This is a genomic window from Bradyrhizobium sp. Ken64, from assembly GCF_055807555.1.
Map to the genome: position 1 here is coordinate 231,132 of NZ_JBVVPA010000008.1, position 22,463 is coordinate 253,594.

The 22,463-nt window shown below is 63.8% G+C and carries 19 protein-coding genes and 1 pseudogene; 5 read left to right on the forward strand and 15 right to left on the reverse strand.

Going from position 1 to position 22,463, the window contains the following annotated elements; genetic code table 11:
• Positions 1–53: 53 nt before the first annotated feature.
• From mdoH to AC0L2F_RS16715, 10 genes and pseudogenes are all read right to left on the reverse strand, one after another.
• Positions 54–2,198: a glucans biosynthesis glucosyltransferase MdoH gene (mdoH, locus tag AC0L2F_RS16670; RefSeq protein WP_473249078.1), complete on the reverse strand. Its 2,145-nt coding sequence runs from the start codon at positions 2,196–2,198 to the stop codon at positions 54–56.
• Complete coding sequence (locus AC0L2F_RS16675) at positions 2,186–3,694, reverse strand: glucan biosynthesis protein G (RefSeq protein ID WP_473249099.1); 1,509 nt, start codon at positions 3,692–3,694, stop codon at positions 2,186–2,188. Before AC0L2F_RS16675 ends, mdoH begins: the two co-directional genes overlap by 13 nt.
• Positions 3,695–3,932: 238 nt before the next feature.
• A complete protein-coding gene (locus AC0L2F_RS16680; RefSeq protein ID WP_473249079.1) occupies positions 3,933–4,760 on the reverse strand; it encodes a hypothetical protein in 828 nt (275 codons plus the stop codon).
• Between the two features lie 69 nt (positions 4,761–4,829).
• Positions 4,830–5,048, reverse strand: coding sequence for a DUF6894 family protein (locus AC0L2F_RS16685; protein WP_007610326.1), 219 nt, complete (start codon positions 5,046–5,048; stop codon positions 4,830–4,832).
• Positions 5,049–5,301: 253 nt separating this feature from the next.
• The gene (gene fsrB / locus AC0L2F_RS16690) at positions 5,302–6,591 is read right to left on the reverse strand and encodes a siderophore utilization protein FsrB (RefSeq protein ID WP_007610325.1); all 1,290 of its coding nucleotides are present in this window, start codon (positions 6,589–6,591) and stop codon (positions 5,302–5,304) included.
• Between the two features lie 89 nt (positions 6,592–6,680).
• A complete protein-coding gene (locus AC0L2F_RS16695; protein ID WP_473249080.1) occupies positions 6,681–8,669 on the reverse strand; it encodes a TonB-dependent siderophore receptor in 1,989 nt (662 codons plus the stop codon).
• Between the two features lie 514 nt (positions 8,670–9,183).
• Positions 9,184–9,405 (reverse strand): annotated as a pseudogene (locus AC0L2F_RS16700) (DL-methionine transporter permease subunit); the annotation flags it as partial.
• 7 nt (positions 9,406–9,412) lie between these two features.
• Entirely contained in the window at positions 9,413–10,885 is a 1,473-nt protein-coding gene (locus AC0L2F_RS16705) for a DASS family sodium-coupled anion symporter (protein ID WP_007610318.1), read from the reverse strand.
• A gap of 112 nt (positions 10,886–10,997) precedes the next feature.
• Positions 10,998–11,804: an enoyl-CoA hydratase/isomerase family protein gene (locus AC0L2F_RS16710; RefSeq protein ID WP_473249081.1), complete on the reverse strand. Its 807-nt coding sequence runs from the start codon at positions 11,802–11,804 to the stop codon at positions 10,998–11,000.
• A gap of 33 nt (positions 11,805–11,837) precedes the next feature.
• Positions 11,838–12,596, reverse strand: a complete 759-nt coding sequence (locus tag AC0L2F_RS16715; RefSeq protein WP_473249082.1) for a hypothetical protein — start codon at positions 12,594–12,596, stop codon at positions 11,838–11,840.
• 63 nt (positions 12,597–12,659) lie between these two features.
• Here AC0L2F_RS16715 and nthA point away from each other — a divergent pair, with 63 nt between their 5' ends.
• Genes nthA through AC0L2F_RS16730 form a run of 3 tightly spaced genes read left to right on the forward strand, consistent with a single transcriptional unit; the run spans position 12,660 to position 14,322 of the window.
• Positions 12,660–13,289 carry a nitrile hydratase subunit alpha gene (gene nthA, locus AC0L2F_RS16720; protein WP_473249083.1) on the forward strand — a complete coding sequence of 210 codons (630 nt, stop codon included), beginning with the start codon at positions 12,660–12,662 and terminating at the stop codon, positions 13,287–13,289.
• Positions 13,286–13,945, forward strand: coding sequence for a nitrile hydratase subunit beta (nthB, locus tag AC0L2F_RS16725; RefSeq protein WP_473249084.1), 660 nt, complete (start codon positions 13,286–13,288; stop codon positions 13,943–13,945). Before nthA ends, nthB begins: the two co-directional genes overlap by 4 nt.
• Positions 13,945–14,322: a nitrile hydratase accessory protein gene (locus tag AC0L2F_RS16730; RefSeq protein WP_473249085.1), complete on the forward strand. Its 378-nt coding sequence runs from the start codon at positions 13,945–13,947 to the stop codon at positions 14,320–14,322. The genes nthB and AC0L2F_RS16730 overlap by 1 nt, the downstream gene beginning before the upstream one ends.
• Positions 14,323–14,441: 119 nt before the next feature.
• On the opposite strand, the gene queC is transcribed toward AC0L2F_RS16730, so the two are convergent.
• Positions 14,442–15,155 (reverse strand): 7-cyano-7-deazaguanine synthase QueC, encoded by a 714-nt coding sequence (gene queC, locus AC0L2F_RS16735; RefSeq protein WP_473249086.1) that lies wholly within the window; start codon positions 15,153–15,155, stop codon positions 14,442–14,444.
• A 140-nt stretch (positions 15,156–15,295) separates the two neighbouring features.
• Here queC and mazG point away from each other — a divergent pair, with 140 nt between their 5' ends.
• Positions 15,296–16,156 (forward strand): nucleoside triphosphate pyrophosphohydrolase, encoded by an 861-nt coding sequence (gene mazG / locus AC0L2F_RS16740; RefSeq protein ID WP_473249087.1) that lies wholly within the window; start codon positions 15,296–15,298, stop codon positions 16,154–16,156.
• 190 nt (positions 16,157–16,346) lie between these two features.
• On the opposite strand, the gene hflX is transcribed toward mazG, so the two are convergent.
• The 4 genes from hflX to AC0L2F_RS16760 form a co-directional block, all read right to left on the reverse strand.
• The gene (gene hflX / locus AC0L2F_RS16745; RefSeq protein WP_473249088.1) at positions 16,347–17,729 is read right to left on the reverse strand and encodes a GTPase HflX; all 1,383 of its coding nucleotides are present in this window, start codon (positions 17,727–17,729) and stop codon (positions 16,347–16,349) included.
• 11 nt (positions 17,730–17,740) lie between these two features.
• Positions 17,741–17,989 carry an RNA chaperone Hfq gene (hfq, locus tag AC0L2F_RS16750; protein WP_007591126.1) on the reverse strand — a complete coding sequence of 83 codons (249 nt, stop codon included), beginning with the start codon at positions 17,987–17,989 and terminating at the stop codon, positions 17,741–17,743.
• A 237-nt stretch (positions 17,990–18,226) separates the two neighbouring features.
• On the reverse strand, positions 18,227–19,597 hold the full coding sequence (gene ntrX, locus AC0L2F_RS16755) for a nitrogen assimilation response regulator NtrX (protein WP_007591127.1): 1,371 nt from the start codon (positions 19,595–19,597) through the stop codon (positions 18,227–18,229).
• A 15-nt stretch (positions 19,598–19,612) separates the two neighbouring features.
• Entirely contained in the window at positions 19,613–22,006 is a 2,394-nt protein-coding gene (locus AC0L2F_RS16760) for a sensor histidine kinase (RefSeq protein ID WP_473249089.1), read from the reverse strand.
• Positions 22,007–22,181: 175 nt separating this feature from the next.
• Here AC0L2F_RS16760 and AC0L2F_RS16765 point away from each other — a divergent pair, with 175 nt between their 5' ends.
• A complete protein-coding gene (locus AC0L2F_RS16765; RefSeq protein WP_473249090.1) occupies positions 22,182–22,328 on the forward strand; it encodes a hypothetical protein in 147 nt (48 codons plus the stop codon).
• Positions 22,329–22,463 lie beyond the last annotated feature (135 nt).

Genomic DNA, 22,463 nt, shown 5'->3' on the forward strand with positions numbered 1-22,463 from the left:
CCCTCGGCCAAGCACCACCGGATCGTCAACGCCCTCACCTACACCGCCATGACCTAGACGTCCGCGGAAGCGGTCGCTCGCGGCATTCGCATGACTTGCTCAAGCGCGTGTCGGTGCTTCAGCACGGCAAGGATCTCGCGCGCGCTGAGGCTGCTGACGGCTTCCTCGAAATCGTCGCTCTGCTCAATCTTGGCACGGGCGATCGCGAGATCTATGTCGATCTGGCCCGATTTGCGCGGCGGCGCTTCGAGGGACTGCATGTGCGGTCCCAGCAACGCGGGGTTCTGTCTCAATTCGATCAGAGCCGCGCGTGACTCGATCCGATCCAGGCTGGCAAGCTCTCTCGCCCTCTGCAGCAGTGCCGGCGCGCGATTGTCCTCCGGGGTCGCAAACAGGCGCGCCATTCGCGGTGCCGTCGATGTGATGAGACCGATCGGAATGGCGCAAACCAAGCCGATGATCACCGGCGACATCCAGAGCAGCAGCGGAAGCGACACGGCATAGGCGCTTGCCGCCATGGCCAGCCCGCATAGGGTCGGCACCGTGAATTTGCGATAGACTTCATCGCGCGTGATCCTGCCATCACTTCGCCGTTGCACTTGCCAGCCCGCATCACGCCCCAGCAGGATCTCCGCCACAGCGGTGGATTGAAAGATCATCATGGATGGGGCGATCAAGGCGGCAAGGAGGCTCTCGGCGACCACCGCCAGCAGCACGCGAAATCCGCCGCCGAATGCCTGCCGTTCCGCACGCCTGGTGAGCAGAACGAGGTAGGCCAGCAATTTGGGCAGGATAAGCAGCCCCATCGTCGCGGCAAAGACCCAGGCGGCGAGCACGGGATCCTGTGCGGGCCACGTTGGAAACAACGAGAAGCCCTTGGGAAAGTACTCCGGCTTGACGAAATAGGCCTGCAAGGAGATCAGGATTCCGAGCAATAGAAACAGCAGCCACAGGGGCGCGGTGAGATAGGAGCCGATCCCGGTCAACAGGTGAAGCCTTGAGACCCAGTGCAGGCCTCGGGCCGGCAGAACGGCAAGATGCTGGAGATTGCCCTGACACCAGCGGCGGTCACGCGCCGCGAAATCCAGCAGCGACGGTGGCACCTCCTCGAAACTCCCACCGAGATCGGGAGCCATGAAAATCCCCCACCCCGCCCGCCGCATCAGCGCGGCTTCAACAAAATCGTGGCTGAGGATGTGGCCGCCGAAAGGTTTCCTCCCGCGCAATTCGGGCAGGCCCGCCTCTTGCGCAAAAGCCTGCACCCGGATGATGGCATTATGTCCCCAATAATTGCCCTCTGAGGCGTGCCACCAGGCGTTCCCGGCCGCGATCAGCGGACCGTACAAACGACCCGAGAACTGCTGAAGCCGGCTGATCAGGGTTCGCGCATTGACGACGATCGGAAGCGTCTGAATCAGCGCGGCCTGCGGGTTTGCTTCCATCGCGCCCGCCAGCCGAACGATGGTCTCTCCGCTCATCAGACTGTCCGCGTCGAGAATGATCATGTAGTCGTAGGCGCCACCGAACCGCCTCACCCATTCGGCGATGTTGCCGGACTTTCGGGCGGTGTTGTCGGATCGGTGACGATAGTACAGGTGGCCCGAACCGCAGTTGCGCTGCAGTTCCAGAAACGCAAGCTCCTCGGCAATCCAGATGTCCGGATCGGTGGTGTCACTGAGCAGAAACCAATCGAACAACGGGGCCTGTCCGGTTTCGCCGACCGACTCGTACATGGCGCGGAGTCGCGCCATGAGATGGTGCTGATCCTCGTTATAGGTCGGCAACAGCATCGCCGTTCGGCCGGTGATCCCTGGCAGCGGACCGTGGCTGTCAATTGGCAGCACATCCGGTCGGCCCCGCAGGAGCACAAAAAAACCGGCGACTGAAGACACGAACGAAAACGCGATCCAGGCGAGCAGCACGAGAAACAGCCCGAACACCATGCCTTCAAGGACCGTGACGCCACCGACCTTGAGAACATCGTACATCTCAAAGGCGCCCGCAGCGGTGATCGCGGCCGTTCCGGCGAGAATAAACAGCCGCCGCGCTGCAACGGCAGGGGCCGTCCGCAGTCGCACCGGATAGGCGCGATTTGTCCCGTCCAATCGGCAGGGCAGCATCGGGAGAGGCGTTTCGTCGGGAAGATACCGAATGCCAAGCTCAGGCGAAAGCGCAGGTGACGACGTCAAGGCGCCCATCGGTAAACCCAGACTTCGGAGATGGGCTGATCCCCCAGCATCAAGACCGCCCTCAACTCGATAGGCGCGTCCTTCACGGAGCATTGAAAACTCAGGCGCCAGCCGCCGGTTTCCGGGTTTGGCTGCGTGACGACGTTCTTGATCTCGGATTTGTCGGCGCTGACGGCGCCCCTCACCTTCTCAGGATCGACCTCCTTCAGCTTGTCACCAACGAGCTCGAGCACGAATAATTTGCTGTCCTCGCCCCGCGCGCCAACGCCTGTGCGGGTGAACCGGGCTAGTGAATTGGGCTTCGGCGCGTCCGGACCCCAGTGCAGACGATAGGTGTAGTTGTTTTCGCTCTTGGCCTGGAGAGCTGTTTTCGGGCGCCAGAAGGCGGCGATGTTGTCGTGAACTTCCTCCTTGGTCGGGATCTCAAAGAGGACCACACTGCCCTCTCCCCAATCTCCGATCGGTTCGACCCAGAGGCTCGGGCGACGCTCAAAGCGCGATTCGAGGTCCTCGTAGGCGAAGAAATTTCTCTCCCGCTGCATCAGGCCGAAGCCGCGAGGATTGAGATCATTGAATGTGCTGGCCTGCAGATCGTGTGGATTGTTGAGAGGACGCCAGAGTTGCTCGCCCTTTCCATTGAAAATTGCGAGCCCATCGGAGTCGTGCACGGCAGGGCGGAAATCGTCGACATCGTGTCGGTCGTTCGGACCGAAAAAGAACATGCTCGTCATGGGCGCCAAGCCGGCATGTTGCAGCTCGATCCGCGGATAGAGCGACATCTCCACGTCGAAGACCGTCGAAGCGCCCGGCCTGATCGTGAAGCGATAGCTTGCCGTAGCGCTCTTGCTGTCAAGCAGCGCATGGACCACGACAGATGTGGCCCCCGGCGCGGGCTTCTCCAGCCAGAAGGCCTTGAAGAACGGAAATTCCTCCCCCTTGCTCTCGCCGGTATCGATCGACAGACCGCGCGCGGACAGGCCATAGGTCTCGCCTTTGGCGACCGCACGGAAGTAGCTGGCGCCGAGAAACGCGCAAACCTCGTCGTAATAGTCGGGGCGATTGATCGGGGCGTGAATGCGAAAGCCGGCAAATCCGAGATCAGCGTCCGGTACCTGGCCGATATTGTCGCCGAACGCAAAATCGTCGCGCCGGTACCTGATCGGTACGGCTCGTCCGCCGGAGACCTCGTAGATGTCGACCCTGTTCTTATAGAAAAAGCCGCGGTGGAAAAACTGGACCTCGAAGGGCAGCTTCTCGTTGCGCCAAATTGCGCGCTCCGGCAGAAAGCGAATTGACCGGTACTGATCGTAGGTGAGATCACTAAGCGCGTCCGGGACCTTTTCCTCTGGCGGCGCAAAGGGCTTACTCGCCAAATTGCGGGCAAGGTCGCGGACATAAGAGGGACCAAACGGCAACTCCGCCGCTGATCCCGCAGAGACTGCGCCAGGTAGTAATGTCGCCAATGGCGTCAATGCCGAGGCTTCCAGGAATTGGCGGCGATTCAAGATTGCTACCCGTTCGGTTCCAACCGCAGTGCAACCCCCTCGTCGCGAACGAGTTCCACGGACCTCGCCAAATCCGAGGATGATGTTGCCGACGATCTCGTCGATGCGGCTTGGGGCGATTTCGCACTGCTCGGGCCTCGGTTGCATCCGCAGGAGGAGCTGCAATTTCCGATTGCGCATTCTCGAGCGATGGCGCCCCGCGCCACGCTGCAGCCCCGAAGGCAACTGGATAATCGCTCTAGCGCAGCGGCAGCAGCTCCAGCTGGCTCTGCGCTTTCTTGACGGCCGTCGCATACCAGCTCTGGCTTGGTGCCGCCTTGGAGAAGCACGCCGTGTACGCGGTCATCGCATTGTCTTCGCGGGTGATGTCGCCGCGGGGGTCCTTCTTGTCGATGGGCCTCGCCATCATCTGCTTCCAGACCTTCTCGCAAGCCGGGATCTCACCCGTCTTCACCGCATCGCTTGCGGCGAGAAAGAAGACCTTGTCGCCCTGGATCGCGACGACGTCGATTTCATGCGGCGGTCCCTTCAGATCGCCGTTGCCGCGGACGCCCAGTACCGCAACCGCCGCGCTTGTGCCCGCGGGCTTCGTGATCGGCAGCTCGGCATATTTGGCGAAGGCGGAGTCCTGGATCGCCTGATAGTAGAAGCGGTCCGACTTGAACGCCGCGCCGATCTCCTGCGGCATCCCGTCCTCGCGATGCTCGCGCAGCCAGTGCTTGAGCAAGCCGGTCGTGGTCGCCACCGCTTGCATCTTGTCGCCTTCGGACGCGAAGCCGAGGCCGTCGAGATGGCCGAAACCGGAATCGCCCTTGAAGAGTGTGTCCGCGTTCGTCTTGCCGTCGGCCGGCAGTCCCTTGATCGCGACGGGGCCCACCAGGCCGCGCAGGACGTCCGTTAACTCCTTGAGCGCCGCATCGTGCTGCTTATAGGTCTCGTCGTTCTCCTTGGCTTTCGAGAATTTTGCGATGTAGCGATCGCGCAGGTCGAGATAGCGCTGCTCCGGGCCAGCCGCATGCGCGGACGTGGCGAAAACGAGCAGGCAGAGCAAGGCAAGGCACTTCATAGCGATCCCGGGAGGCACGAGCTGTCTTCTGCCTTTGTGCCTCCGTTGCACCGGAAGGTTCATCCATGGTCAACTGGTCTTTGAATAGACCGGTTCGCGATGAACTTCCCGACCGTTCTCGTCGATGACGACGATCCGGAGATCCGGATGTCCTCCTGGCCTTGTCGTGCGGACGTCTTCCGCCAGGTTCTTGCTGTGGGCAATGGCGGCGCCATCGCTTCCAAACTCCAGACCTGACTTGTCCCGAGCCGGAACGCCATCTCTCACATCGAAATAGTACGTGCGCATCAGCATCCTCTCACGTCCACCTGGAGTGATTGGCGATCCTGTCGAAGAGGAAGGGCAAACAGGGGCACAAAGCCCTGGGGGACGTTTACTGCAAATCGGGTTAAACACGCAGCGACGCTAGCGAAGGTTGCTCAAGGGCAGTTTGATTCCGATCAAACTCTTCTGTCATGGCTCAGCCTCTGTCATGGCCCGGCCTCGACACGAAGCGTGCCTCGCAAGGCAATTGAGCTCGGGCAAAGCCGCGCGAGCGTCCCTACTCCGCCGGCGTGAGCTGCCGGTTCAGCCGCATCGCAGCCGTTTCCCGCACCCGGACGCGGGCGCGGCGCTTGCGCCACCAGATCACGATTCCGGTGACCGAGAGTGCCGCCACCACCAGCCCCATGACCGAAATCAGGATGCGGCCGAACAGCCCGACGATGCGGCCCGAATGCAGCGGGAATTGCGCCTGCACGAAGATGTCGGCGGCGGTGCCGATCCAGGGCAGCCGTTCGCCGATCGGACGGCCGTCCTCGCTGTCGTAATAGAGCTGCGCCGGACCGACACCGCCGGCGCCGTGATCGTCGCCGGGATGGAAGAACGCGGCGGCATAGACACCATGGGCTGGGCCGTAATTGACCGAGCCGACCGGAACGGTCCACCCTCGCCCCTTGGCGTCGGCCGCCGCGCGCGCGGCGATGTCGGCGAAGTTCACCTTGGGCTCGATGGGATCGTCGAGATCGCGATATGGCCGCTGCTCATAGGGCGTCGGCGTGTAGTTCGACACCATCTTCATCAGCGGCGAGAACACCTCGAAATAGAGGTTCAGCGAGAACGCCGTGAAGGCGATGATGAACAGCACGCCCCAGGCCCACAGGCTGAAGGCGCGGTGGATGTCGAAATTGATCCGGTAAGCGCTGCCCGAGGTCTTGATGGTCCACGCCGGCGCCCAGCGCGCCCAGAAGCCGCGTTCGAGCTGGCGCGCGACTTGCGGCGCCCGCGCCGCCCTGGCGCTCCGGCGCGAGGGCAGCGTCAGGTAGAAGCCGACGAAGCAGTCGATGGTCCAGATGATGGCGATCACGCCGAGCACGCGCATGCCCCAGCGGTCGCTGCCCCAGAATTCCGGGATGTGCATGGTGTAGTGCAGCTTGTAGAGGAACGAGACGAAGTTTTCGCGCGTCACCGGCCACACCGCGCCCCAATAGCGGCGGCCGAGCTCGGCGCCGGTATTGGGATCGAGGAAGATCTGATTGTAGTCGAGCGCGTAGCGCTTGCCGGTCGCGGGATCGATCCGCGGCATGACGAAGAACCACAGCGAGTGGCCCTCCTCCGGCGTCATGAACAGATAGACCACGCGCGCACGGGGGTCGCGCTCCTCGATCATCTTGGCGAGATCGATCGAGGGAATCGCCGGGCCCTTGCTGCTGACGTCGAACAGATGGCTGTTCAGGACCTCGTCGATCTCATGATCCCAGGAGATGATCGCCCCGGTGATACCGGAGAAGAACAGGAAGCCTGCCGTCAGCAGTCCCGCCCAGCGATGCAGCTTGCCGAATATCGCTCTCATCGTTCAGATCTCGCCAAGTAAGACGTGGATGGCCGGGACAAGCCCGGCCGTGACGACCTCTCGTGGGCCCTCACCGTCCTCATTCAACCTCACCACCGATACGTCAGCTTGCCGATCGCCTTGCGACCCTCCGCGTAGAAACAGCCCGACAGGCTGTAGCAGGCGGCGACGTAGCGGGTGTCGGCGAGATTGGTGACGTTCAGCGACAGCCGCCAATTGTCCCTGGTGTAGGCGAGCAGCGCGTCCAGTACGGTCGCGGATCCCACCTTGAACGTGTTGGCATCATCGCCCCAGGTCGCGCCGACATAGCGGAGGCCGCCGCCGAACTGCAGGCCCGCGAGCGGCCCGGTCTGAAGCGTGTAGTCGTTCCACAGCGACGCGCGGTTGAGCGGCACCGTGACCGGTGCCTTGCCGACATTCACCGGATCCTGCGTCACCGTTGCATCGACATAGGCATAGGCCGCCCGCAGGTTCCAGCCGTCGGCGAGCGACATGCTGCCTTCGAGCTCGATACCGCGCGATTTCACCTGACCGGTCTGTTCGGCGAGATAGCTCGGCGGCGCAAAGGTGACGACGTTGTCGCGCGTCAGGTCGAAGGCGGCGAAGGTGAACAGCGCGTTCCAGCCGATAGGCTGGTACTTGACGCCCACCTCGTACTGCACGCCGGTCTCGGGATTGAGCAGCTGTCCGCTCGGGCCGGTCGCGAGCACCGGCAGGAAGGATTCCGAATAGCTGAAATAGGGCGCGATGCCGTTGTCGAAATTGTACATCAATGCGGCGCGGCCGGTGAAGGCCGATGCATCCTTCGCGACTGACGTGTTGAAGATGCCGCTGTCCACCTGCGTCGTCACGAAGTCCTGGCGGCCACTGAGCTGGAACGAGAGCCGGCCGAGCTTGATCTGGTCCTGCGCGTAGAGGCCGACCTGCGACTGCTTGACGCCGGTGTCGTCGCTCATGGCGCCCATGGTCCAGTCGTAGCTGTAGACCGGATTGAAGACGTTGATCTCGGGCGCGGATGTCGTGACGCCAAAGGCGGTGTCGCGGAATCTGGTGTTGCGATAGTCTATCCCGACCAGCGTGGTGTGACTCAGGAAACCCGTGGTGAATTTGCCCTGGAGCTGATTGTCCACCGCGAAGGAGTTGATGTAGGAGTTGCTGTAGCTGCCGGAACGCGCGAGCCGCCCTGCGGCCTCGTCGGTATAGCCTCCGCCGTAAAACACCTTCTCCTCGTTGTGCTGATAGGCGTAGCGCAGATTCTGCCGGAACGTGATGTTGTCGGTAAAATTGTGCGAGAGCTGGTAGCTGGCGGTCGCGATCTCGGTGTTGAACGCGTTGAAGCTCGGCACGCCCGCGAAGAACGAGACCGGGATGGTGCGGCCGTTGTTCGGCCACACCGTGCCCGAGGCCGGCAGGAACTGGAGGCCCCACCCTGCCCGGTCGCGCTGGTAGTTGGCGAGGATCGTGATGGTGGTGTCCTCGTTCGGCTTGAACGTGATGGCGGGCGCGATGAAGACGCGGTTGTCCTTGGTGAAGTCGACCTGGGTTTCGCCGTCGCGCACCACGCCGGTCAGGCGCCACAGCACCGTGCCGTCCTTGTTGGCGGGACCGCCCATGTCGAACTGGCCCTGATAACGGTTGAAGCTGCCGCCGGAGATCGAGACCTCGCCGAACTGCTGCGCCGTCGGCAGCTTGGTGACGTAGTTGAGGATGCCGCCGGTGCCGCTGCCGCCATACATCGCCGAGGACGGACCCTTGAGGACCTCGAGACGCTCGGCGCCGTAGGGATCGAGGCCGTTGAAATGCACGTAGTTGCTGGAGGGTACCCGCAAGCCATCGACATAGAGGCCCGACATGGTGGTGTCGAAGCCGCGGATCTGGAGGGCGCCGAAGCGGGTGTCGGAGCCGCCGTTGACGTCGCCGCTGACACCCGCGGTGTAGCGCAGCGCCTCGCCGATCGAGACCGCACCCTGATTCCTGACCTGGTCGGTCGTGACGACGGAGACGGACTGCGGGGTTTCGATCAGAGGCGTATCCGTCTTGGTCGCGGTGCCGCTGCGCGTCGCAACGAAACCGCGCACCGGACCATTGGCGCGTTCACCCGTGACGCCGTTTGAGGATGCCGATTGGGTTGGCGCGGCTTGCTGCGCCGGAGCGCGACGATCGGCGCGTGTGGTGCGTGTCGCCCCTGACCGTCGCGTTGAGGCGATCGGCGCAGGCCGGGCGCGTTGAGCCGGGGCTTCGACGGTGACGGCGGGGATCTGCGTCTGCGCCTCCACGGCACCGAAGGGAACGACGAGAGCAAATGTGCTGGCCGCTCCGAGGAAGAGAATCTGTATCTGTCGACGACGCCTGTCGGAACGCGAAGAAAGTTGCAAGTCGGTCACGTCGAGGCCCCACGCACTGCCGGCTTTGCCGGTATCGTTTTTGATGCCTCGCCCTAACGCAGGCGATTTCGGAGTGCGATAGGAACTGCGTTAGAATTTCTCCAGACGCGTGCGCAACGCGTGCGACGAATGCGCTCAGTCGTGTCTCGAAGTTTGGAATGCTTCCAGACCGACAAGAACCTGCTTGTTCGAAATGTGTAAAACGGCGTCAGCGATGTCGCAGCCGGCGATTGACCCGGCGCGCGAGATAATCGCCGGCGCTCTGGACCAGCTGCACCAGCGCGATCAACACCACGACGACGGCCAGCATCATCTCCGGCATGAAGCGCTGATAGCCGTAGCGGATGCCGAGGTCGCCCAGGCCTCCGCCTCCGACGGCACCGACCATGGCGGAACAGCCGAGCAGGCTGACCACCGCGAGCATCAGCGCGCCCGGCTCAGTGGACCCGCAACCAGGGCCATACGATCAGCAGGAGCCCCGCGAAATACAGCACCCCGAAGATCAGCCCAAAACCCCAGAACTGACCTTTGCCGATATAGCCGCTGCCGAAATACATCGGCGCCGGCCCCGTCGCGTAAGGCGAGATCACCCCCATCAGGCCGAGCGAATACATGCAGAGCATGGCGAGCGTCGTGACCGGCAGGTCGGGGATGCCGGATCCAACCGCGAGCACCACGGGCAGCACGGCGGCAGCATGCGAGGTGATGCTCGAGAAGAAATAGTGGATCCAGAAGAACAGCGCGACCAGCAGGAGCATCGCGGTCGACGGCGACAGCCCGGCGAGCGGCTTTGCATATTCGGTGGCGAACCATTTGATGAAGCCGATCTCGTTGAGACCCGAGGCCAGCGTCAGCAACGAGGTGAAGTAGAAGAACACCTCCCAGGCGCTCTTCTCGGCGACGATGTCGGCAAACTCGATCACGCCCGTCACCAGCATCAGCGAGATCACGATGAACACGACGGTGGTGGCGTTGACGAAATTCGAGCCCAAAAGCGGCACGCGGATGTCCGGGCTCGAGCCCGCGATCCACAGGAACATCGCGAGCAGGATCAGCGCCAGCATGATCCACTCGTTACGCGACATCGGGCCCATCTCCGCGAGCTCCTTCGATGCCCATTCGGAAATTTCCGGGCTGCTCTTCACCTCGGGGCGGCAGACCGCGTAGCTGAGCAGCGGGACCAGCACCATCAGGAGGAGGCCGAGCGGCGCAAAGCCCATGAACCATTGCGCCCAGCTGACGTCGATTCCGACGGTCTTCTTGGCGATGGCCAGCGCCGCAGCATTGGGCGCGAGCGCGGTGAAAAACAATGAGCTGGTGACGGCGGTCGATGCGAACGCGGTCCACATCACATAGGTGCCGATTTTACCGGCGGTCGGTCCAGGCTCGGAGCCGTAGATGCGCGGGATGTTGCTGATGATGGGATAGACGATGCCGCCGCTGCGCGCGGTGTTGGACGGTGTCGCCGGCGCCAGCAAGAAGTCCGACATCGCCACCGCATAGCCGAGGCCGAGCGTGTTGCTGCCGAGCTTTTGCACCAGCACGAGCGCAATACGCCGGCCCAGCTGGCTCTTGCGATAGCCGATCGAGAACACGAAGGCGCCGACGATCAGCCAGACCGTGCTCTCGGCAAAGCCCGCCAGCATCCATCGCAGCGACTTGGTCGGGTCGGGATCGATATAACCGCCGACGCCGGCAACCGTCAGCCCGATCAGGCCGACCGCGCCGACCGGCATCGATTCCAGGATGAGACCGGTGATGACGGCCGCGAAGACGGCAAAATAGTGCCACTGATTGACGTTGAGCCCTGCCGGCACCGGCAACAGATAGATCACCAGCCACACCGCGAGCGGCGCGATCAGCTTCCAGCGAAACCCTTTCGCCTCAGGCGCCTGCGAGCTAGTGGTCATGGGCCCTCCCCCTCGATCGTCATGGTCGTCTGCCGGCCCGTTGATCGGGCCTATTTTGTCCCAGCGCCGCGTATACGGATAGACCGCGGCGCAATCAATGCCTGGCCGGCTTCTACCGCCCTCTGAACTTCGGTTTGCGTCGCGTCAGGAACGCCTCGACGCCCTCCCTGTGGTCCTCGCTGAGGCTTGCCAGGGCGAACTGGTCGACGTCCATGTGGCTGGCGAGATTATCCAGCGCATGCGCCAGACGGTTGACCGTGAGTTTTGTCATGGCAACGGAGAGCGGCGGCTGCGCCGCCACCTTGCGCGCAAGCTCCATCGCGGCATCGAACGCATGGCCGGGATCGACCACCTGCTCGACCAGGCCCCACGCATAGGCTTCATCCGCGCTGATGCGCTGATCGGCCAGGATGACAGCCTGCTTGGTACGAGCCGGGCCGATCAGGTGCAGCATGCGCGGAATGCTCTGCCAGCTCATGTTCATGCCGAGCCCGATCTCGGGCACGCGCAGATGGGCATCGCGTCCCATGACGCGGAAGTCGAGCGCGACGGCCAGCGCCACGCCGCCGCCGACGCAAAAGCCCTCGATGGCGGCGATCGTGATCTGCTCCATCTCCTGCCAGGCGTGGGTCAGGCGCGGTCCGAGCTTGAGATGCCGCCGCAGCGTGCCGAGGTCCATGTCCTTGCGCGAGCGCCCTTCGGCATCCTTGAGGTCGAAGCCGGCGCTGAACGCAGCCGCGCTGCCTGTCAGCACCACGACAGAGGTTGCGGAATCATCCTCGAAACTGCGCGCGGCCGCGGTGAGCTGGCGCAGCGCCTCCGGCGACAGCGCGTTGATGCCGTCGCCGCGGTCGAACCGCACCACCGCAATCCGCCCCTCCGGCCCGAGGCCCTTCTCGATCTTCACATAGTCAGGCAACGCAATCTCCCCTGGTCTTGGTCTTCCTGGTGCTCACAGATGCCCGGTACGCCGATGTTCGGGTTCACTTCCTTGGACCGGAAACCGGATCGTGGTCCCGATGGTGATCCAGTTGGCATTTTCGCCGGTGATGTTGCGGCCGTAGATCAGATCGACGGAGAAGATCTCGTTCGGTCGGTAACGGACACCGGTCTGGAAACGCGGCTGCACGACGCTTGCGACCTCGGAGGCGCCGGCCTGCCCGTACGCCTCGATCGTCCATTGCAGGGTCTCGGTGAATTTCCAATCGAAGCCGATGCCGTAGGTCAGGTAATGGCGATCCACCGTGCGATCCCAAAGCCAGCCGCCGTTGACGTTGATGCGCATGGTCTCCGACAGGCGGAAGGTCGCGGGGATGACGGCAAAGGCGGATAGCGCCTCGCCGGTCGCCGCGTCGAATGATCCACCGCCATAGGCCGACAGTCCCCACCGGCCTATTCCGGTCGGGACGAAATTCGTCTTGGCTTTTGGAGCAATTGTCGTGCTCCAGTCGCCGTCGCTCCGGGCCCGGATGGACTGCAGGCTCAGCTCGATCGGCCTGAAGGGATCGACGACACAGGAGGGATTGGCGACCGCGGAGAAATCCTTGTTGGTCGCCGCCGACAGCCAGCTTTCCACCTTGCAGGAGCCGACCTCGGAAATGTCGGCGGCATCGACCGCATAGGCGCCATTCGCGGCGCGCGCATCCTGCCCCGCGAATGCGCCAAGAGCCGCGATTGCGGCGGTTATTCCGGTTGTTGCAGCCCAGCCCATGGTGCGACGTTAGCAGAGTCTTCGCCTCGACAACGCCAGGATTCTGGGACTATCTTCGCCCCCATGAGCGAGCATCATCATCATCACCACGATCACGACCATTCCGAGCTGTCGGAGACCGAGCTGCGCGTGCGCGCGCTCGAGACGATCCTGACCGAAAAAGGCTATGTCGAGCCGGCCGCGCTCGACGCCATCATCCAGGCCTATGAGACCCGGATCGGCCCTCATAACGGCGCACGCGTCGTCGCCAAGGCCTGGAGCGATCTGGCGTTCAGGACGGCACTGCTGGAGGACGGCTCGAAGGCGATCGGCACGCTCGGCCATGTCAGCCGCGTCGGCGACCACCTCGTCGTGGTCGAGAACACACCGCAGCGTCACAACATGGTCGTGTGCACGCTGTGCTCCTGCTATCCCTGGGAAATGCTGGGGCTCCCGCCGGTCTGGTACAAGGCCGCGCCCTATCGTTCCCGCGCGGTGAAGGACCCGCGCGGCGTGCTCGCCGATTTCGGCGTGCAGGTCGCCAAGGACGTTGAAATCCGGGTCTGGGATTCGACCGCCGAAACGCGCTTTCTTGTGCTGCCGATGCGCCCGGCGGGGACCGAAGGCTGGAACGAGGAGCAGCTCGCCGAGCTGGTCACGCGCGATTCCATGATCGGCACCGGCTTTCCCAAGGTGCCCGGAGCGCCGTCATGAACGGCGTGCACGACATGGGCGGCATGGACGGGTTCGGCAAAGTCGAGCCCGAGCCGAACGAGCCGGTGTTCCACGAGGAATGGGAGTCGCGTGTTCTCGCCATGGTGCGCGCGATGGGCGCGGCCGGCGCTTTCAACATCGACACCTCGCGCTTCTATCGCGAGACGATCCCGCCGCACGTCTATCTCTCGAGCTCCTATTACAAGAAATGGTTTCTCGGGCTCGAGGAGATGCTGATCGAGAAAGGCTATCTCACTCGGGAGGAAGTCGCCGCCGGCCACGCGATGCAGCCGGCCAAGGCGCTCAAGCACGGCAAGTTCGATCTCGGCCAGGTCGAGCGCATCATGGTGCGTGGCAAGTTCGCCCGCCCTGCCCCGGCACCGGCGAAATTCAAGATCGGTGACAAGGTCCGTGCGAAGAACATTCATCCGGCCACCCACACCCGCCTGCCACGCTACGTGCGCGGCCATGTCGGCGTCGTCGAGCTGAACCATGGCTGCCACGTGTTTCCGGACTCGGCGGCGATGGAGCTCGGCGAGAATCCGCAATGGCTCTACACGGTCGTGTTCGAGGGCCGCGATCTCTGGGGCGTGGACGGCGATCCGACCTCGAAAGTCTCGATCGACGCGTTCGAGCCGTATCTGGACCCCGCGTGATGAGCAGCACGGCTGTGGCTGCCGCGACGGCAGCGATCCCGAGCATTCCGCGCGACGATGACGGCCCGGTGTTCCGCGCGCCCTGGGAGGCGCACGCGTTTGCGATGGCGCTGACGCTGCATGAGCGCGGCGTGTTCACCTGGCCCGAATGGGCGGCAGCCCTGGCCTCCGAAATCAAGCGCGCGCAGGCGGCGGGCGATCCCGATACGGGCGAGACCTACTATCTCCATTGGCTCGCCACGCTGGAGGGGCTGGTCGCGCGCAAGGGCGTTGCGTCTGCGGAGACGTTGCATCGCTACCGCGAGGCCTGGGACCATGCGGCTGATCGCACCCCGCACGGCAAGCCGATCGAGCTGCGGCCGGAGGATTTTCGGTAAGCTGCCTCCACATATTCCGTCATTGCGAGCGTAGCGAAGCAATCCAGAAACCCTCCGCAGAGGCAGTCTGGATTGCTTCGTCGCAAGAGCTCCTTGCAATGACGGCGGAGTGAGACGCGTCACCGCCCCGCCACATACTCCCGCCACCCCTTTGCCCGCAGGCTGCAGGCCGGGCACTCGCCGCAACCGTAGCCCCAATCATGCCGCGCGCCGCGTTCGCCGAGATAGCAGGTGTGCGATTGCTCGCGGATGAGGTCGACGAATCCGTCGCCTCCGAGGTCATGGGCGAGCTGCCACGTCGCGGCCTTGTCGATCCACATCAGCGGCGTATGCAACTCGAACTTGCGGGCCATGCCGAGCGACAGCGCGGCCTGCATGGCGCGGATCGTGTCGTCGCGGCAATCGGGATAACCGGAATAGTCGGTCTCGCACATGCCGCCGACGATATGACTGATGCCGCGCCGGTAGGCCAGCGCCGCGGCGAAAGTCAAAAACACCAGATTGCGGCCGGGCACGAACGTGTTCGGCAGGCCGTCAGCGCCCATCGCAATCGCAACGTCGCGCGTCAGCGCCGTCTCGGACACCGCCGCCAGCGTCGGGATCGACAGGGTGTGGCTCTCGCCGAGCCTGGAGGCCCAATCCGCGTGCAGATCCTTGATGCCGTCGAACAGTCGGTCGCGGCAGGCAAGCTCGATGGCATGGCGCTGGCCGTAATCGAACCCCAACGTCTCTACGCGGGCAAAGCGGTTCAGCGCCCAGGCGAGGCAGGTGGTGGAATCCTGGCCGCCGGAAAACAGCACCAGCGCGGTTTCGGATGAAGATGCGTCACTCATGGCCCGCGCTTTAGCACTGCGCACGCTGCTCGCCAATCTGGCCCGCCAAGCCGGTGGAAATCACCTTGTTCCGCCGCGCCACACTGGGAACGGGGGCTTGGTTTTGGCATAAGTCTAGAGAGCCAGGAGACTGCCCCGCAATGACCCCTTCCCGCGACATTTCCCGTCTGATCGAGATCATGGCGGCGCTGCGCACGCCGGTGACCGGCTGCCCCTGGGACCTCGAGCAGAATTTTGCGACCATCGCGCCCTATACGATCGAGGAAGCCTATGAGGTGGTCGAGGCCATCAGCCGCGGCGATCTCGACGACCTCTGCGAGGAGCTCGGCGACCTCCTGCTGCAGGTGGTGTTCCACGCCCAGATGGCGTCGGAGCAGAACGCTTTCGCTTTTGGCGATGTTGTCGAGGCCATCACCCGCAAGATGATCCGGCGCCATCCTCACGTCTTCGCCGACAAGGACGGCAATCTCGCCTCCTCCCACGTCAAGGAAGTCTGGGATCGCATCAAGGCCGAGGAGAAAGCCGAGCGCGCCGCGCGCCGTCCGCCGCAGGAAGCGCCGTCCCACAAATCGCTGCTGTCAGGCGTGAAGGCCGGCCAGCCCGCGCTGACGCGCGCCATGGAGCTGCAACGCAAGGCCTCCACTGTCGGCTTCGACTGGAACGACCCGCGCGCGGTGCTGGCGAAAATCCGCGAGGAAGCCGACGAGATCGAGGCCGCCCTCGATCGCAACGACAGCGATGGCTTGGCGGAAGAGACCGGCGACCTGATGTTCGCGCTGGTCAACCTCGCCCGCCATGTCGATGCCGATCCGGAAGCCGCGCTGCGCGCGACCAACACGAAATTCGAGCGGCGCTTTGCGTTTATCGAGCGGGCGCTGGAAGCGCAGGGGCGCACGCTTGAGCAGGCCTCGCTCGCGGAGATGGACGCGTTGTGGAATGCGGCGAAGGGTGAGGAGAAAAGCGCCGCACCGGCCGGGAAAAGCAACCAGGCCCGGTCCTAGCTCAAGCGTCGTCCTGGCGAAAGCCAGGACCCTTGCCGCGAATGCACATTGTTGAACCACGCTGGAGCTACCAGCGTGCCAATTCCAGCCGCTTGTGGTTATGGGTCCCGGATCTGCGCTTACGCTTGTCCGGGATGACAGCGTTGCTTGAGGCGGCAGTTAGCTCAACTCACTGGCGGGGCGACGGCGTCTACGCGTTCAGCCGCAGCACCGCATCGAACCTGTTCACCACGATATCCCGCTTGGTCTCGTCCACCCGTACCGTCATGTCGAAGCGGCCGTCGTGCAACTCCTTGGCCAGCACTTCGGAATTCCGATGCAGCCAGCTGATCCCGGCGCCATCGGAGGCATCGATGGAGAGGTCGAGCGTGATGCGCTTGGCGGCCAAGCGCTCCTCGATCGCGGCGAGCAGTGCGTCGACCCCCTCGCCCGACACGGCGGACACCAGCATCGCCGGATGATCCTCCGGCCTGCGCGCGGCGATGTTCAAAAGTTCTTCGCGCTGTTCGGGACCATAACGGTCGATCTTGTTCCAGACCTCGATGATGCGGCCTGAGTCGTCGGGATTGATGCCGAGCTGGCGCAGCACCGCGTCGACGTCGCTCTGCTGCGCCTCGGCGTCGTCGTGCGAGATGTCGCGCACATGCAGGATGACGTCGGCCTCCAGCACCTCCTCCAGCGTGGCGCGGAAGGCGGCGACGAGCTGCGTCGGCAAATTGGAGATGAAACCGACGGTGTCCGACAGCATCGCCTTGCCGCCATGCGGCAGGGTGAGCGCACGCAGGGTCGGATCCAGCGTGGCGAACAGCATGTCGGCGGCCTGCACGTCGGCGCGGGTCAGGCGGTTGAACAGCGTCGACTTACCGGCATTGGTGTAGCCGACCAGCGCCACGACGCGGTACGGCACGCGCTGGCGACCTGCGCGATGCAGGCGCCGCGTGGCCTGCACCTTCTTCAGCTCGCCCTCGAGCTTGGAGATGCGCTCCTGGATCAGACGGCGGTCGGCTTCGATCTGCGTCTCGCCGGGACCGCCCATGAATCCAAAGCCGCCGCGCTGGCGTTCGAGATGGGTCCATGAGCGCACCAGGCGCGAACGTTGATAGTTGAGATGCGCGAGCTCGACCTGGAGCGAGCCTTCCTTGGTCTTGGCGCGGCGGCCGAAAATTTCCAGGATGAGGCCGGTGCGGTCGAGCACCTTTGCCTGCAACTCCTTCTCGAGATTGCGCTGCTGGATCGGCGCAAGCGCGCAATCCATCACCACGAGCTCGACGTCGAGGCTCTTGGCGAGCGCGGCGATCTCCTCGACCTTACCCTTGCCGATATAGGTCGCTGGGCGGATCTGGTTGATCGGCGCGATGATGGCGTCGGCAACGACGAGATCGATCGCGCGCGCGAGGCCGGCGGCTTCGTCGAGCCGGGCTTCCGCGTCACGCAGGACATGAGCTTCCGATTGCGCGTCGGCACTGCCTGCGCGCACCCGCAAATAGGGACCGATGACAAGCACCCGCCCCGTCTGCGTACCCCCTGCCGACCGCGGACGGTCGGCATCCCCGTCGAAATTCCGGGGTTCCAATCAGATCACTCTCAAGCCGGCTGGTCCTCGCCGCCTTCGAACAGCTGGATCGGAGCGCCCGGCATGATGGTCGAGATCGCATGCTTGTAGACGAGCTGCGAGTGACCGTCGCGCCGAAGCAGCAAACAGAAATTGTCGAACCAGGTCACGATGCCCTGGAGCTTCACTCCGTTGACCAGAAAGATCGTCAGTGGCGTTTTGGTTTTGCGAACGTGATTAAGGAAGGTGTCCTGCAGGTTTTGTGCGCGGTCTGCCGCCATTGTTTTTTTCTCGCTTTGAGTTTCTTTTTATTGCGCCGGTTTCGGCCCTCTTTTGAAATTCGGGGTCCTCGTCCGGTTGCCGTCCCTCATGAGATCCCCCTCGGAGGGACAGCGGTTCAATTAGAGGACAGGTAGGCTTATTAGGCAAGCCGCTTCACGCGGCAGCCCATGCCGTATTGCCCCGAAAAACTACGGAAATCGATGATTTTCCTCGCCTATTCCAACGACGTCGCAGCGTTAGCCGACGCCGAGCGCCTTCAACTTCCGGTGCAGTGCCGAGCGTTCCATGCCAACAAACTCGGCCGTGCGAGAAATATTTCCTGAAAAACGGCTGATCTGTGCAATCAAATAGTCGCGCTCGAACACTTCGCGCGCTTCGCGCAGCGGCAGGCCCATGATGTGCTCGCCATTGTTGCTGGTCGGCATCGCCGGCACCATGGAGCCGACGTCCTGCGGCAGCATGTCGGCAGTGATGATGACCTCCGGCCCGCCCGCGGCCAGAATCATGACTCTCTCAACGTTGTTGCGGAGCTGGCGCACATTGCCCGGCCAGACATGCGACTGCAGCACCGCCATCGCGTCCTGCCCGATCTGCCGCTTGGGCAGGCCGCTGCCTGCGGAGATCTGCTCCATGAAGTAGTCGATCAATTCCGGAATGTCCTCACGTCGCTCCGACAATGCGGGCACGCGGATCGGCACCACCGAGAGCCGGTGATAGAGGTCCTCGCGGAAATGACCCGCCGCGATCTCCTCTTCGAGGTTGCGCGCGGTGGAGGAGATGATGCGGACGTCGACCTGCACCTTGCCATTGCCGCCGACGCGCTGGAACGACTGCTCGACCAGCACGCGCAAGATCTTGTTCTGTGTCTCGCGCGGCATGTCCGCGATCTCGTCGATGAACAGCGTGCCGCCATGGGCCTCTTCGAGCGCGCCGGGCTTGCGCGCGTGCTCGCCGTTGGACTGCTCGATGCCGAACAGCTCGTGCTCCATCCGCTCGGGTGTGATCGCAGCGGCGTTGATGACGACGAAGGGGCCGTCGGCGCGGCCCGAGGCGGTGTGCAACGTGCGTGCGGTCAGTTCCTTGCCGGCACCGGCGGGACCGACGATCAGGATGCGGCTGTTGGCCTTGGCCGCACGCTCGATGGTCTGGCGCAGCTGGTTCATGCTGGGCGAGCGGCCGACTAGCGAGCTTGCGCTCGGCGCGAGCTGCTTCAGCTCCTTGACCTCGCGCTTGAGCCGCGAGTTCTCCAGTGCACGGTTCGCGACCAGGATCAGCCGGTCGGTCTTGAACGGCTTCTCGATGAAGTCGTAGGCGCCACGCTTGATCGCGGCGACCGCGGTCTCGATGTTGCCGTGGCCGGAGATCATCACGACCGGGAGATCGGGGTTGTCCTTCTTGACCTGCTCCAGCAGTTGCAAGCCGTCCAACTTGGAGCCCTGCAGCCAGATGTCGAGGAACACCAGATGCGGCCTGCGGTTGGCGATCTCGGCAAGCGCCGTATCGCTGTCGCGCGCGGTCCGGGTCACGAAGCCCTCGTCTTCGAGGATGCCCGCAACGAGATCCCGAATATCGGCCTCATCATCGACAATCAGAATTTCACTTGCCATGGGTCGCCTGTTTTCTCAGCTGCCTGTTGAGGCTTCGATCTTTGTTGAATCATTGGTCTTTTCAGCCGGCTCTTTGGTTTCGGCGGTCGCCTCTTTTGTTTCCGGATCCTTGACGGATTGCGTGGCCGTTTCGCCGATGTCCGGCTTGGCCGTTGCCGCGGCCGGCGGTTCGGCCCCCTCGCTCTTCGCGGGAGCGCCGGAGATCGCAAAACGCATCCGCATCCAGGCGCCACGCTGTCCCTCGCGGAAGTCCGAGGCATCTTTCAGTTCGATGCGCCCACCATGGTCTTCCAGCACGCGACCGACGATCGCGAGCCCGAGGCCGGTGCCCTTGGCGCGTGTCGTCACATAGGGCTCGAGCAGGCGCGAGCGCGCCACCTTGGGCAGGCCGATGCCGTTATCGACGACGTCGATCAGCACGTCCTCGCCCTCGCGCGAGACCACGACGTCGATCCGGCCCTTGCCGAGCTCCTCCAGGGGGACCTGCTCGATCGCCTCGGTGGCGTTCTTGACGATGTTGGTGACAGCCTGCGAGATCAGCCGCCGGTCGAACTGGGCGCGCAGCGGGTCTTCCCTAAACTCGGCCTCGATATCGATCTCGGGGTGGGCGACCTTCATCAGGAACACCGCCTGTCGGACTGTGTCGGCGACGTCCTCACCCTCCATCACCGGCTTCGGCATCCGCGCAAAGCGCGAGAACTCGTCGACCATGCGGCGGATGTCGTCGACCTGACGCACGATGGTGTCGGTGCACTGTTCGAAGATCTGCTTGTCCTTGCCCTCGGTGATGTCCTTGCCGAATTTGCGGCGAATGCGCTCGGCGGAGAGCTGGATCGGGGTCAACGGGTTCTTGATCTCATGCGCGATGCGGCGCGCGACGTCGCCCCAGGCGGAGGTGCGTTGCGCCGAGACCAGCTCGGTGATGTCGTCGAGCGTGATGATGTAGCTGTCGTGCGGCTGGCTGGTCTTCTCGGCGCTGACGCGGACCGACAGATTGCGCTCCTGCCCGTCCCGCGTGATCGTGATCTGCCCCTGCACCAGGCGCTGGGTCCCTTCCCGCGCCGTCTTCATCATCTCTTCGAGCTCGGGAAGCACGTCGGAGAGCGGATGGCCGAGCGTCTCGGCTTCCGAGTGCCCGATCAGCTTTTCGGCGGAACGGTTGAGAATGCCGACGCTGCCTGAATTATCCACGCCGATGATGCCGGCGCTCGCGGACGACAGCACCGCCTCGATGAAGCGGCGGCGGCTGTCGATGAGGTCGCTGGCGTTGACGAGCTCGTCGCGCTGGCTGCGCAACTCCTCTGTCATCTTGTTGAAGGTCTCACCCAGCTGGGCGAGGTCGCCTTCGGACTGGTGCACCGGCACTTTCACATGGAGATCGCCGGTCGAGACCGTCTGGGCCGCGTTCATCAGCCGCCGGATCGGCGAGACCAGCGAGTTGGCGAAGTTGAGGCCGATCAGCACCGAGGCCATCAGGATGGTCAGCGCGATCACCGCGAACATCAGCGCGAACGCGACCTGGATGCCGAGCCGGCGCGACTCGATCTGGGCGTATTCGGCGACGCTGACCTCGGTCTGCTTGAGCTGGTTGACGACATTCGGATCGAGCGGCCGCGCGACGTAGAGGAAGGTGTCGCTGAAGGCGCGCAAGCGGACCACCGCGGCGACGAAGCTCGCATCGGGCAGCACCGCGATCTCGGGCTCGGATTCGTTGACGTTGCTGAGGAAGTCCGGCGCCGGCGGCGAATAGGCCAGCCGCATGCCGGTGTCGGCGGATTCGAGAATGTTGGTGTTCTTGTCGATGATCATCGCGCCCGGCAGGTTGCGCGAGGCGGCGCTGGACGTCAGCATTTCGCGAAACGAGCGGCGATCCTGGTCGTAGAGCGGGCGCGCGTGGGCGATGTCGTTGGCCATGCCGAGAATGTCGCCCCGGATCAGCTGCGCATGGTCCTGCATGTAGGCGCGCGCGATCGTCAGCGAATTCTGGATCACCTCCTTGGTCGGGCCGGAGAACAGGCGGTCGAGGCCGCGCTCGATGGTGACGTTGGCGACGACGGCGACCAGCACCGCCGGCAGCACCGCCACGATCGAGAACAGGCTGACGATCTGGACATGGAGGCGCGCCGCCGCCCTGCCACGCCGTCGCGCCAGGATCAGCTGCCAGAGTTCGCGGATGATGATGCCGACCAGCAGCAGGATGGTGGCTGCGTTGCTCAGGTAGAACGAACGGACAACTTGCGGCGTCAGTTCGATGCTGGTGAGGCCGGTCAGGACCAGGAAGGTAAGCAAGGCCGACAGCAGCGCCAGCGCCACGGCAAAGGGCGCCAGCCAGCGTCGCGCCGACCAACGCCGGGGCTCTTCTGCTGGGGCCGTGTCAAAGGATGCGGCCGAGGTGTCTGCGCTGGTCATTCCGGCAATGGGTGCTGAAAACGGAGGTCCGCGTCGGGCGGATACTGATGTATTCGTACCACATTGTTGCCGAATTGCGACAATTCCGCGGCGCCACCGCCGCGACCGACCCGCGCATCCACAGCGACATGCCGGAGGGCGGGGAACGGATTCCGGCCCAGACGGCTTGACCGGCATGCACAAATTCTTTCTCGCAATGATGGTGTCGGCTGTGCTGCTACTGATCGTGGCGGCGGATCTGCTGGTCAATGGTCTCGGGGTGCAGGAGCCCAATGCGAACGTCGCCAGCGCGATACAGGTCGCAGGCCGGTTTGTCAGATAGGTCTGGGGCCGCGTCCCGCGGCTGAAATCACCATATGAATGTTCCGGAGGAACGTTTCGGTCCCATCGGGACTTCTGCTCACCGCGTCAGCCACAACGGCCAACGCGAACCGGACAGGCTCAGCTCCGCTTGATA